This window comes from Kribbella turkmenica, from assembly GCF_004348725.1.
Lineage (GTDB): Bacteria > Actinomycetota > Actinomycetes > Propionibacteriales > Kribbellaceae > Kribbella > Kribbella turkmenica.
This window is the reverse complement of sequence record NZ_SMKR01000006.1, coordinates 69,165-80,840: the sequence shown is the minus strand read 5'-3', so window position 1 is coordinate 80,840 and position 11,676 is coordinate 69,165. Positions and strand designations below refer to the sequence as shown.

Here is an 11,676-nt window from a genome sequence, read left to right as displayed (position 1 = left end):
CCGCTCGGCGGGAGACGGGAGGGGGTCGATCAAGCATCAGCGTGTCCTCCTGGCGGGGGGTGGAGCACGGTTTCGGGCGTGCGTCAGCGCCGCGCCGGCCGGGGGGTCGAGGCACTCGGCGCATGCTTTTACATCGGTGTACTACATCGGTGTAGAGATGATGCCCGGGCGGTCCTGGACCGTCAACCCCTCACCGGCGGTGGCTTTGGGTGACCGTCAACCGACGGTGGACTCGCGGACGTGCAGCTCGTACGGCGCGACGATCTCCTGGTGCTCGGACACGTCGCCGGCCATCCGCCGGACCAGCAGTTCGACCGCCGTCCGGGCGATGTGGACCCGGTTCGGGTCCACCGTGGTCAGGGTCGGGCTGCTGTAGCTGGCCTCGTCGATGTTGTCGAAGCCCGCGACCGCGACGTCGTCCGGGATCCGGATGCCGCGGGCGGTCAGCGCCCGCACCGCGCCGAGTGCCAGCGTGTCGTTGAGCGCGAACACGGCGTCGAACTCCAGCCCGGTCGCCAGCAGCTCCTCGAGCGAGTCCGCTCCGCTCGACCGGTGCCACTGCCCGCCCGACACGGCCAGCTTGTCCGGCACCGGTACGCCGTACTCCGCCAGCGTCTCGGCGTAGGCGGCGTACCGGATGGCGGCGGTGCCGACCAGCTCGCCGGGCCGGATGCCGATGACCGCGATCCGGCGGCGACCCTCGTCCAGCACGTGCCGGACGACCGCTTTGGTGCCCTCGACGTTGTCGATGATCACGTGGTCGACCGGGCCGTGGAAGATCCGCTCGCCGAGCAGCACCATCGGCGTCGGCGTGCGGAGCTGGTCGACGTCCTCGGGGCCGAGGCCGAGCGGGCTGTAGAGGAGTCCGTCGACCAGGTGGCCGCGCGGCCGGGCGAGGGCGGTCAGCTCGCGTTCGCGGTCGGCGTTCGTGGTCTCGATCATCACGGTCAGGCCGTGCTCGCTCGCGGCCGCGATCGCCGCGTCCGCGAGCTCGGCGAAGTACGGGTTGCTCAGCTCGGGGACGGCCAGGCCGATGATGCCGGTCCGGCCGGACTTCAGGTTCCGGGCGGAGATGTTCATCTGGTAGCCGAGGGCATCGATCGAGGCGAGCACCTTCGTCCGGGTCTCCTCGCGGATGTACGGATAGCCGTTCATCACGTTGGACACGGTCTTCGGCGACACCCCGGCGTGCCGGGCCACGTCCCGCATCGTCACTGCCACGGCATCACCCCCCGACTCACCGGATCTGGTCCTCAACACCGTAGTGCACCCGGCGACACGCCCGGGCCGGCGGAGTAGTATGAGCGAGTCAGATGACTGACTCACGTCTGAGTCGAACCTGGGCCTTGCGGTCTGGGGACCGTACTCCGCGGTCGAGGCGACGGCCCTCCAGCGGTGGGCCGATCCGGCGAGTCACGGAGCGATGTTCGGCACGCAGCGTGCGCTGCTGTCGATCGCCTTGCCCCCGGTGCCGTTGCAGGTGCCGTCGCAGGTGCCGTCGCCGTCGACCACGTGCCCCCGGCGACGATCCTGGCTGTGTGTCGGCGCTGAGCTGCACCGTCGCCGGTGCGGTCGCACCGGTCCCGCTGCGACGCGGCTAAGCGCCGTACGGCGGGCGGTTCAGTGGCATCAGCCTGATACCGGCCTGCAGGGCCTTGCTCAGGATCGCCGCTTCCGGGCGGCCGAGGCGCATGCTGATCACCGACGGTGGCAGGTTGTCGGCGGCCAGCTCCTTCAGCTTGCTCACTTCCTTCGCTGTCCAGGGTTCCGCTGCGTTGCGGATGGACTGCGGCAGTCCCATCGTCCTCACTTCTTTCGTTGCAGATCGACCTCCCGGTGCCCGATCTGCAACGACTGAAAAGTCCGGCGGTAGCGTCAGCGGTCCGCGGCCGGACGACGACGCAGCGTCGGATCCACGAGGGACGGCGGACGCCAGGCGCCGTCCGGCGGGTAGAGGTCGGTGCCCGGAGGAACGATCTCGTCGATCCGGTCCAGGGCGGCGTCGTCCAGCGTCAGGTCGGCGCCCTTCAGCAGGCCGTCGAGGTGTTCCATCGTGCGCGGTCCGCTGATCACCGAGGTCACCCCGGGATGCGTGCCGGCGAAGGCCACCGCGAGCTCGGGCAGCGTGCGGCCGATGCTGTCGGCCACCTCGATCAATCGCTCGACCGCGTCGAACTTCGCCGCGTTCCCGGGGATCGACGGGTCGAACCGGAACGGCGTCAGTGCCGCACGGCCCGTGGTCAGGTCGACCTGCCGGTCCTTGCGCACCTTGCCCGACAGGAATCCCGACGCCAGCGGACTCCACGTGAGCACGCCCATCCCGAGCCGCTGGGTCGTCGGCAACAGCGACCGCTCGATCCCGCGGCTGATCAGCGAGTACGGCGGCTGCTCGGTCCGGAACCTGCCGTAGCCGCGCCGTTCGGCGACGTGGTGCGCGTTCATGATGTCCTCGGCCGGGAACGTCGACGACCCGAACGCGCGGATCTTTCCCTGGCTGACCAGGTCGGTCAGCACCCACAGGGTCTCCTCGATGTCCGTGCTGTAGTCCGGCCGGTGGATCTGGTACAGGTCGATCCAGTCCGTGCCGAGCCGGCGCAGACTGTTCTCCACCTCCTGGACGATCCACCGGCGCGAGTTGCCGCTGCGGTTGCGGGTGCCGTCCTCGAGCGGGAAGTGCACCTTGGTGGCGAGGACGACGTCGTCGCGGCGGCCCTTCAGCGCCTTGCCGACGATCTCCTCGGACTCGCCGCGGGAGTACATGTCCGCGGTGTCGACGAAGTTGATGCCCTGGTCGAGGGCGGCGTGGATGATGCGGATGCTGTCGTCATGGTCGGGGTTGCCGACCGCGCCGAACATCATCGTCCCGAGGCAGTGCGCGCTGACCTCGATCCCGGTCCCACCCAGCGTGCGGTAACGCATGTACAAGCTCCTTCGGCGTGGCTGATGCCAGGAACGCTAGGAGCTGGAGCGCTGTCTAGGTCAAGCCCGCCGTAGGGTGGAGGCCGTGGAGTTCGCAGAGCTGTGGAACCCGGAGCCGGGCTGGTTGAACACCGCGTCGTACGGGCTGCCGCCGCGGCCCGCCTGGGAGGCGTTGCAGGCCGCGCTGTCCGACTGGCGGGTCGGCGCGACGAGCTGGGAGCCGTGGGACGAGTCGACGACCCGCAGCCGGGAGTCGTTCGCCCGGCTGATCGGTGCCGACGCGGCCGACGTGTTCGTCGGCAGCACGGTCTCCGCGGCGCTGGCTCCGGTCGCGACCGCGTTGCCGGACGGCGCGAAGGTGCTGACCGACGACGTCGAGTTCACCTCGAACGTGTTCCCGTGGATGGCGCACGCGGACCGTGGCGTCGAGGTGGCCGGCGTTCCGGGGGAGGAGCTGGTCGCGGCGATCCGGCCGGGGATCGACCTGGTCGCGGTCAGCGCGGTCCAGTCGTCGACCGGCGCCGTCCTCGACCTCGCCGCGGTTGTTGCCGCTAGCAAGGAAATTGGTGCGCTGGTGGTGATCGACGCCAGTCAGGCGCTCGGCTGGCTGCCGCTGACCGTGGACGGCATCGACGTCCTGGTCGCGCACACCTACAAGTGGCTGATGTCGCCCCGGGGGGCCACCCTCGGGTACCTCTCGCCGCGTCTGCAGGAGCTCTGCCGCCCGTCGGCCGCCGGCTGGTACGCCGCCGCGGACGTGCACAGCTCGTACTACGGGACCCGGATGGAGCTCGCAGACGGTGCCCGGCGATTCGACCAGTCGCCGGCGTGGTTCTGCTTCGTCGGCGCGGCGCCGGCACTCGAGCTGGTCGAGCAGATCGGCGTCGAGACGATCAACCGCCACAACCTGGACCTCGCGAACGAGTTCCGCGCCGGACTCGGCATGCCGCCGTCGAACTCGGCGATCGTCAGCACCACGCTGGCCGGCGCGCAGGAGGCGTTCGCCGCCGCGGGGATCCGGGCCGCTGTCCGGGACGGCAAGCTGCGGGCGTCGTTCCACGTCTACACGACGCGGGCCGACGTACATCAGGCGCTCGCGGCCCTCAAACCTCTGCTGTAAAACGGCTAGAGGGTGGTCTAGGTCCGGGCTAAGGTGCCGCCTATGAGCACGGGACTGAGCATCGGGCAGGTGGCGGAGCGGACCGGGTTGAGCGTGCACGCCCTCCGGTTCTACGAGCGCGAGGGGCTGCTCGCGGATCCGGTCCGGCGGGAGCCGAACGGCCGCCGCGTCTACACCGAGGACGACGTCGACTGGCTCGCCATGTGCATCAGGTTCCGGTCGTCCGGGATGCCGCTGGACACCATCCGAAAGTACACCGACCTGGTCCGGCAAGGTCCCGGCAACGAGCAGGACCGGCTGGCTCTCCTCCGCAGCCACCAGGACCGCGTCACCGCCCAGATTCAGGAACTCAACGAGTGCCTGAACGTCATCACCCACAAGGTCGACCTTTACCAGCAACGCCTCGCCGAAGGCACCGCCGACTGCCTCTGGGCGGCCCCCTCCACCCCAACGGACACCTCGGCCGCGTTTTAGGTCAGCACGATCCGCTCGGGGTGGGTGTAGACGTTCATGGTCGCGTTGCGGATGAAGCCGGCGAGGGTCAGGCCGGACTCGTGGGCCAGGTCGACGGCGAGGGAGGACGGGGCCGAGACCGCGCCGAGGACGGGGATGCCTGCCATGACCGCCTTCTGGGCGAGCTCGAACGACGTACGGCCGGAGACGATCAGGATGCAGGAGCGGGCCGGGACGTGACCGGCGAGGACTGCCCAGCCGACGACCTTGTCGACGGCGTTGTGGCGGCCGACGTCCTCGCGGACGACCAGCAACTCACCGGCGGCGGTGAAGAGCCCGGCGGCGTGCAGACCACCGGTGCGGTCGAATACCTGCTGCCTCTCCCGGAGCGCGTCGGGCAGACCGGCCAGTACGTCGAACGGCACGCGGACCGGGTCGTCCGCCGGGGAGTACCGCGTTTTCAGTCGTACGGCGTCCAATGACGCCTTCCCGCAGACACCGCAGGACGACGTGGTGTAGAAGTTCCGCTCGACCCCGGTGACCGGTGGCGGCACCCCTCGTGCGAGGCCGACGTCGAGGACGTTGTACGTGTTCCGGCCCTCGTCGTCGCGGGAGTCGCAGTACCGGGCGTCGTGGATGTCGTCGACGCCGCCGATCACGCCTTCGGTGTGCAGGAACCCGTGTGCCAGCTCGACGTCGTGGCCCGGCGTCCGCATGGTGACCGCGAGCGGCTTGCCGTCCACGCGCAGCTCGAGTGGTTCCTCGACCGCGATCGAGTCCGGCCGGGAGCGATCGCCGTCCGGGCCGAGCCGCAGTACCGGACGACGTGCGATCAGACGCCCCATGGTCGCGCTCCTGGATCGAGTGGCAGCAGCCGGGCGGCGATCGCCTCGGCCGGACCGGGATCGACCACGGCCAGCGCATCGGCGGCCGCGACTCCACGCAGCATCGCGGACCCACCGTGCCCCAGCGGTACGGCGCCTTGCGTGGTGACCCGGACGGGGACGAGTCGTGTACTGCGCGGATGACATGGCAACCCACCGGGAACCGGCGCAACCGTCAGCGCAGGAAGGGGAAGGCCGCGCATCCGCCGGATCGCGGCCACGCCCACTGTCAGGAACGCGGCCAGCGCGGCGAACGGGTTGCCGGGCAGCCCGACCACGAGCCGCCCGTCGGCGAACCGCGCGAGAGCCTGTGGGTGACCGGGCCGGCAGGCGACCCCGTCGACGATCAGCTCGGCGCCGAGCGCGAACAGGGCCGGGCGCAGATGATCCGCCGGCCCGGACGCCGACGAACCGGAGATCAGAATGAGCTCCGCATCCGCCGACAGCAGTGCGTCGACCAGCGCTGCCCGATCGTCGGCGAGATGCGTGACCGGTGCGGCGAGCGCGCCGGTCCGCGTGACCAGGCCGGGCAGCATCGGTCCGATGGCGTCACGTACGCGCCCCGGTCCGGACGGACCCCGATGCACCAACTCGTCGCCGGTGACGATCGCCGCCACCCGCGGCCGCGGTACGACGGTGAGCCGGTTGAGACCGACCGACGCCGCCGCGCCCAGAACCGGTGGGTCCACGACGACACCGGCAGGCAGCAGTTGCTCGCCGGCCCGACACTCCTCGCCGGCCCGTCTGATATGCCGCCCAGGCTCCCCCCGACCCTGCAGGAGCTCACCGACGAGCGTGGCGTCCTCGTCCCGCACCACTGAGGTCGCCCCGATCGGCACCGCGGCTCCGGTGGTGACGCTGCAGGCCTCGCCGTCGGCCAACTCCACCGGGGCGCGTGAGGCCGCACCAACGTGGCCTACCAGTCGCCACGGCCCCGCACCACGTACGGCGTACCCGTCCATCGCGGACCGGTCGACCGGAGGCACCGCACCGGGGGAGACGAGCGGCGTGGCCAGTACGGCGCCCTCCGCTTCGGCCAGTGTGCGGGACACGGGCTTCAGGGGTGTGGTCGCCGCATGCGCCAACTCCCGGGCGACGTCCCACGGCAACACGGCTTCCGCGTGCCGTGGGACGTCGTGCGGTTGGGTCACGTGGCCGCCAGCTGCCGGGCGGCCAGCGCCGCGGCCGGGTCGAGGTCCTCGGCACCGGCCTCGACATGGGCGATCAGGGCCTTCTTCATCCGCGGGTCCCACGCGGCCTTCATGTGGTTCGCGATCGCGGTGGCCGCGTCCGCCGGCTGCCGGTGCGCGAACTGGACCGCAATCTCGTTCGCCAGCCGCACGTACGGCGGAACCGTGCCGCTCATCGGGCGACCACCGGCTCCCGCTCGGCGGTGGTCGCCGTCGGCTGTGTCAGCAGATCGACCTGGACGGCGGTGACCTTGTACTCCGGGCAGTTCGTCGCCCAATCTGAATTGTCCGTGGTGACCACGTTCGCCCCGCTCACCGGGTGGTGGAACGTGGTGTAGCAGACTCCGACCGGCATCCGGTCGGACAGCTTCGCCCGCAGCGCCGTCCGGCCGACCCGGCTCGACAGCGCGACCGCGTCGCCGTCCTCGATGCCGCGGACCTCGGCGTCGTGCGGGTGCAGCTCGAGGACGTCCTCGGGGTGCCAGGCGACGTTCGCGGTTCGCCGGGTCTGCGCACCGACGTTGTACTGCGACAGGATCCGGCCGGTGGTCAGGATCAGCGGGAACTTCCGCGTCGACCGCTCACTGGTCGGCACGTACACGGTCTCCATGAACCTGCCCTTGCCCCGGGTGAACTCGTCGGAGTGCATGATCGGCGTCCCGTCCGGGTGCTCGAGGTTGCACGGCCACTGGACGGAGCCCACCGTGTCGAGCTTGTCGAACGACACCCCCATGAACGTCGGGGTGGTCAGCGCGATCTCGTCCATGATCTGGCTCGCCGAATCGTAGTGCATCGGGTAGCCCATCTGCTGGGCGATCTCACAGACGATCTGCCACTCCTGCTTGCCGGTCTTCGGCGCCATCACCGGGCGGACCCGGTTGATCCGGCGCTCGGCGTTCGTGAACGTGCCGTCCTTCTCCAGGAACGACGTACCGGGCAGCAGCACGTGCGCGAACTTCGCCGTCTCGTTGACGAACAGGTCCTGGACGACGAGCAGGTCCAGCGCACCGAGCGCCGCGAACACGTGCTGGGTGTTCGGGTCGGACTGGGCGATGTCCTCGCCCTGCACGAACAGCGCCTTGAACGAACCGTCGATCGCCGCGTCGAACATGTTCGGGATCCGCAGACCGGGCTCGTTCAGCAGCGGCGTACCCCACAGCTGCTCGTAGACCTCGCGGACACCGTCGTCCGAGACGTGGCGGTAGCCGGGCAGTTCGTGCGGGAACGAGCCCATGTCGCACGAGCCCTGGACGTTGTTCTGGCCGCGCAGCGGGTTCACCCCGACGCCGCGCCGGCCGATGTTGCCGGTGGCCATCGCGAGGTTCGCCATCCCCATCACCATGGTCGAGCCCTGGCTGTGCTCGGTGACGCCGAGTCCGTAGTAGATCGCGGCGTTGCCGCCGGTGGCGTACAGCCGGGCCGCCGCGCGGATCTCCTCGGCCGGTACGCCGGTGATCCCGGCGACCGCCTCCGGGCTGTGCTCGGGCTGCGCGATGAACGACTCCCAGGCCTCGAAGTCCTCGCACCGCTCGGCGACGAACTCGCGGTCGACCAGGTCCTCGGTGACCACCACGTGGGCGATCGCATTGATGATCGCGACGTTCGTCCCCGGCGCCAGTTGCAGGTGGTGGGCGGCCTCGATGTGCGGCGAGCGGACCAGGTCGATCCGGCGCGGGTCGGCGACGATCAGCTTGGCGCCCTGGCGGAGCCGCTTCTTCATCCGGGACGCGAACACCGGGTGCCCGTCGGTCGGGTTGGCGCCGATCACCAAGATCACGTCGGCCTCCTCGACCGACTTGAAGTCCTGGGTGCCGGCGGACTCGCCGAAGGTCTGTTTCAGGCCGTACCCGGTCGGCGAGTGGCAGACCCGGGCGCAGGTGTCGACGTTGTTGTTGCCGAACACCGCGCGGACCATCTTCTGGACGGCGTACACCTCCTCGTTCGTGGTCCGCGACGAGGTGATTGCGCCGATCGAGCCCTGTCCGTGCTCGGCCTGGATCTCCCGGAGCCGGCGGGCGGTGAAGCCGATCGCCTCGTCCCAGGAGACCGTCCGCCACTCGTCCGCGGTGGTGTCGCGCACCATCGGCTCGAGCACGCGGTCGGGGTGGCTGGCGTACCCGAAGGCGAACCGGCCCTTCACGCACGAGTGGCCCTCGTTCGCGCCGCCGTTCTTGTACGGCACCATCCGGACCAGTTCGTCACCGCGCAACTCGGCCTTGAACGAGCAGCCGACACCGCAGTACGCGCAGGTCGTGACGACCGACCGGGTCGGCATGCCGAGCTCGATGACCGACTTCTCCTGCAGCGTCGCGGTCGGGCACGCCTGTACACACGCGCCGCACGAGACGCAGTCGGACTCGAAGAACGACACCCCGGCACCGGCGGCGACCTTGGAGTCGAAGCCACGGCCCTCGATGGTCAGTGCCAGCGTCCCCTGTACTTCGTCACAGGCCCGGACGCACCGTGAACACGCGATGCACTTCGACGCCTCGAAGTCGAAGTACGGGTTGGAGGTGTCCGTTGGCGCGTCCAGGTGGTTGGCGCCGGCCTCGACGCCGGAGCCGTAGCGGACCTCGCGAAGACCGGTGACGCCGGCCATGTCCTGCAGTTCGCAGTCGCCGTTGGCCGAGCAGGTCAGGCAGTCGAGCGGGTGGTCGGAGATGTACAGCTCCATCACGCCGCGGCGCAGTCTGCCGAGCCGCTCGTTCTGGGTCCGGACCACCATCCCGTCCGCGACCGGCGTCGTACACGAGGCCGGCGTACCGCGGACGCCGTCGATCTCGACGACGCACAACCGGCAGGAACCGAAGGCCTCGAGACTGTCCGTCGCGCACAGTTTGGGAATGTCCAGCCCGGCCTCCTTGGCCGCGCGCATCACCGACGTCCCGGGTGGGACAGCGACACCGACCCCGTCGACGGTGACCGTGACTGTGGCCTCGCCGGGGCGGGCTGGCGTGCCGAAGTCGGGTTCCTTGAGCAAGCTCATCCGCGTCCTCGCTTCGCTCCGGGCGCGGATGAGGCGCAACGGCGGCTGTGTTCGATGATGAATTCGCTTCGCTCGTTCATGTGGTGAAGTCCTCTCCGAAGTGGCGGACGGCACTGCGGACGGGCATGGGGGTCAGCCCACCCATCGCGCAGAGCGAGCCGTCGGTCATCAACTCGCACAGGTCGTCGAGCAGCACGAGGTTCTTCTGCCGGTCGTCACCGGCCACGATCCGGTCGATCGTCTCCACCCCGCGGACCGCGCCGACCCGGCACGGCGTGCACTTGCCGCACGACTCGGCCGCGCAGAACTCGAACGCGAACCGGGCCATCGAGGCCATGTCCACGGTCTCGTCGAACACCACGATCCCGCCGTGCCCGACCATCGCGCCGGCGGCCGCGAACGCCTCGTAGTCCATCGGCAGGTCGAACTGCTCGACCGGGAGGTACGCGCCGAGCGGGCCGCCCACCTGGGCGGCCCGCACCGGGCGTCCCGACGACGTGCCGCCGCCGAAGTCGTTCACCAGTTCGCCGAGGGTGATGCCGAACGCGGTCTCCACGATCCCGCCGCGGGCGACGTTGCCGCCGAGCTGGAACACGCTGGTGCCCAGCGAGCGGCCGACGCCGTACGCCGCGTAAGCCTCGGCGCCGTGCGCGAGAATGGTCGGAACCGTGGCCAGCGACAGCACGTTGTTGACCACGGTCGGCCGGCCGAAAAGCCCCTCCAGTGCAGGGATCGGCGGCTTCGCGCGCACCGTACCTCGCTTGCCTTCGAGACTCTCCAGCATCGAGGTCTCTTCACCACAGATGTACGCGCCGGCGCCGACGCGCACGTGCAGGTCGAAGGTGAACCCGGAGCCGAGGACGTCGGCGCCGAGCCAGCCCTCGACGCGGGCGATCTCGATCGCCTCCTTCAGGGTCGCGACCGCGTCCGGATACTCCGACCGCAGGTAGACGTAGCCTTCGGTCGCGCCGACCGCGTACGCCGCGATCGTCATCCCCTCGATCAGCGTGAACGGGTCGCCCTCGATCAGCATCCGGTCCGCGAACGTGCCCGAGTCGCCCTCGTCGGCGTTGCAGCAGACGAACTTCAGGTCCGACTGCGCACCGAGCACAGTCCGCCACTTGATGCCGGTCGGGAAACCGGCGCCCCCGCGACCCCTCAGTCCGGAGTCGACCACGGTCTCCACGACCTCGGCCGGGGTCAGTGAAAGTGCTCGCCTCAGGCCCGCGATCCCGCCGTGCGCGGTGTAGTCGCCGGCCGAGAGCGGATCGACCACGCCGACCCGCGCGAACGTGAGCCGCTGCTGCCGCTTCATCCACGGCAACTCCTCGACGAGCCCGAGGCACGCGCCGATGTCGCGGACCTCGCCGCGGAGCATGCCGGCCGCGACCAGCCCGTCGACGTCCTCGGGGGCGACCGGTCCGTAGCCGACGCGGCCCTCCGGCGTCTCGACCTCGACCATCGGCTCCAGCCAGAGCATGCCGCGGGAGCCGGTGCGGACGACCTCCACCCCGGCGATCGCGGTGATCCGCTCGGCGACCTCGTCGGCGCCGACCGATCGCGCCGCCGCGTCCGTCGGAACGTAGACCTTCGTCATCGAGCCTCCCCGAGGATCGCGTCGAGCCGGGCCGGAGTCACCCGTCCGTGCAACTTGTCACCGACCTGCACCGCCGGGCCGAGGGCGCAGTTGCCGAAGCAGAACACCTCGTCCAGCGTCAGCCGCCCGTCCGCGCTGGTCTCGCCGAAACCACAGCCGGTACTGCGCTTGGCGTGGTCGGCCAGCGCGACCGCGCCGACCGACCGGCACGCCTCCGCCTGGCAGATCGCCACGGTGGTCCGTCCAGCCGGCGTACGGCGGAAGTCCTTGTAGAACGTGACCACGCCGTGGACCTCGGCCACGGCGATGTTCAGGACGTCGGCGACGACCGGGATGTCGCCCTGGTCGACGTACCCCAGGTCCTCCTGGATCGCGTGCAGGATCGGGATCAGCGATCCCCGCAGCCCCCGTAGCTCGGTGGCTATCTCAAGCACTCGCTGGGCCCGCCCGGGAACCGGGACGGAGGCTGTGGCCACGACCTCACTCGTCATGTATACAACATTCCGTCGCCAATGCCGCAGGGTCAA

Annotated in this window: 11 protein-coding genes; 2 read left to right on the top strand and 9 right to left on the bottom strand. The window is 70.2% G+C overall.

Annotation, left to right across the window (positions count from 1 at the left end; genetic code table 11):
• Positions 1–216: 216 nt before the first annotated feature.
• The 3 genes from E1218_RS02720 to E1218_RS02710 all read right to left on the bottom strand — a co-directional run bounded on the left by E1218_RS02720 (position 217) and on the right by E1218_RS02710 (position 2,919).
• On the bottom strand, positions 217–1,221 hold the full coding sequence (locus E1218_RS02720) for a LacI family DNA-binding transcriptional regulator (protein ID WP_233711957.1): 1,005 nt from the start codon (positions 1,219–1,221) through the stop codon (positions 217–219).
• A gap of 376 nt (positions 1,222–1,597) precedes the next feature.
• Positions 1,598–1,747 carry a hypothetical protein gene (locus E1218_RS02715; RefSeq protein WP_202865737.1) on the bottom strand — a complete coding sequence of 50 codons (150 nt, stop codon included), beginning with the start codon at positions 1,745–1,747 and terminating at the stop codon, positions 1,598–1,600.
• A gap of 128 nt (positions 1,748–1,875) precedes the next feature.
• Positions 1,876–2,919, bottom strand: coding sequence for an aldo/keto reductase (locus tag E1218_RS02710; protein WP_132315828.1), 1,044 nt, complete (start codon positions 2,917–2,919; stop codon positions 1,876–1,878).
• 85 nt (positions 2,920–3,004) lie between these two features.
• On the opposite strand from E1218_RS02710, the gene E1218_RS02705 reads away from it, so the two are divergent.
• Positions 3,005–4,039: an aminotransferase class V-fold PLP-dependent enzyme gene (locus E1218_RS02705; RefSeq protein ID WP_233711956.1), complete on the top strand. Its 1,035-nt coding sequence runs from the start codon at positions 3,005–3,007 to the stop codon at positions 4,037–4,039.
• Positions 4,040–4,081: 42 nt separating this feature from the next.
• Complete coding sequence (locus E1218_RS02700; RefSeq protein ID WP_132315824.1) at positions 4,082–4,513, top strand: MerR family transcriptional regulator; 432 nt, start codon at positions 4,082–4,084, stop codon at positions 4,511–4,513.
• Here E1218_RS02700 and fdhD read toward each other — a convergent pair.
• The 6 genes from fdhD to E1218_RS02670 all read right to left on the bottom strand — a co-directional run bounded on the left by fdhD (position 4,510) and on the right by E1218_RS02670 (position 11,640).
• On the bottom strand, positions 4,510–5,337 hold the full coding sequence (gene fdhD / locus E1218_RS02695) for a formate dehydrogenase accessory sulfurtransferase FdhD (protein WP_132315822.1): 828 nt from the start codon (positions 5,335–5,337) through the stop codon (positions 4,510–4,512). The genes E1218_RS02700 and fdhD overlap by 4 nt on opposite strands.
• Entirely contained in the window at positions 5,325–6,527 is a 1,203-nt protein-coding gene (locus tag E1218_RS02690) for a molybdopterin molybdotransferase MoeA (RefSeq protein ID WP_165949095.1), read from the bottom strand. The genes fdhD and E1218_RS02690 overlap by 13 nt, the downstream gene beginning before the upstream one ends.
• Positions 6,524–6,742 carry a formate dehydrogenase subunit delta gene (locus E1218_RS02685; RefSeq protein ID WP_132315818.1) on the bottom strand — a complete coding sequence of 73 codons (219 nt, stop codon included), beginning with the start codon at positions 6,740–6,742 and terminating at the stop codon, positions 6,524–6,526. The genes E1218_RS02690 and E1218_RS02685 overlap by 4 nt, the downstream gene beginning before the upstream one ends.
• Entirely contained in the window at positions 6,739–9,552 is a 2,814-nt protein-coding gene (gene fdhF / locus E1218_RS02680; RefSeq protein ID WP_132315816.1) for a formate dehydrogenase subunit alpha, read from the bottom strand. Before fdhF ends, E1218_RS02685 begins: the two co-directional genes overlap by 4 nt.
• A 76-nt stretch (positions 9,553–9,628) precedes the next feature.
• A complete protein-coding gene (locus E1218_RS02675; protein ID WP_132315814.1) occupies positions 9,629–11,149 on the bottom strand; it encodes a formate dehydrogenase beta subunit in 1,521 nt (506 codons plus the stop codon).
• Positions 11,146–11,640, bottom strand: a complete 495-nt coding sequence (locus E1218_RS02670) for an NAD(P)H-dependent oxidoreductase subunit E (protein WP_165949094.1) — start codon at positions 11,638–11,640, stop codon at positions 11,146–11,148. Before E1218_RS02670 ends, E1218_RS02675 begins: the two co-directional genes overlap by 4 nt.
• Positions 11,641–11,676: the final 36 nt, after the last annotated feature.

Excerpts from the sequence above, each read along its gene's own strand:
- E1218_RS02710 (WP_132315828.1), bottom strand. The coding sequence starts at position 2,919 with ATGCGTTACCGCACGCTGGGTGGGACCGGGATCGAGGTCAGCGCGCAC.
- fdhF (WP_132315816.1), bottom strand. The coding sequence starts at position 9,552 with ATGAGCTTGCTCAAGGAACCCGACTTCGGCACGCCAGCCCGCCCCGGC.
- E1218_RS02700 (WP_132315824.1), top strand. The coding sequence starts at position 4,082 with ATGAGCACGGGACTGAGCATCGGGCAGGTGGCGGAGCGGACCGGGTTG.
- E1218_RS02685 (WP_132315818.1), bottom strand. The coding sequence starts at position 6,742 with ATGAGCGGCACGGTTCCGCCGTACGTGCGGCTGGCGAACGAGATTGCG.
- E1218_RS02675 (WP_132315814.1), bottom strand. The coding sequence starts at position 11,149 with ATGACGAAGGTCTACGTTCCGACGGACGCGGCGGCGCGATCGGTCGGC.
- E1218_RS02670 (WP_165949094.1), bottom strand. The coding sequence starts at position 11,640 with ATGACGAGTGAGGTCGTGGCCACAGCCTCCGTCCCGGTTCCCGGGCGG.
- fdhD (WP_132315822.1), bottom strand. The coding sequence starts at position 5,337 with ATGGGGCGTCTGATCGCACGTCGTCCGGTACTGCGGCTCGGCCCGGAC.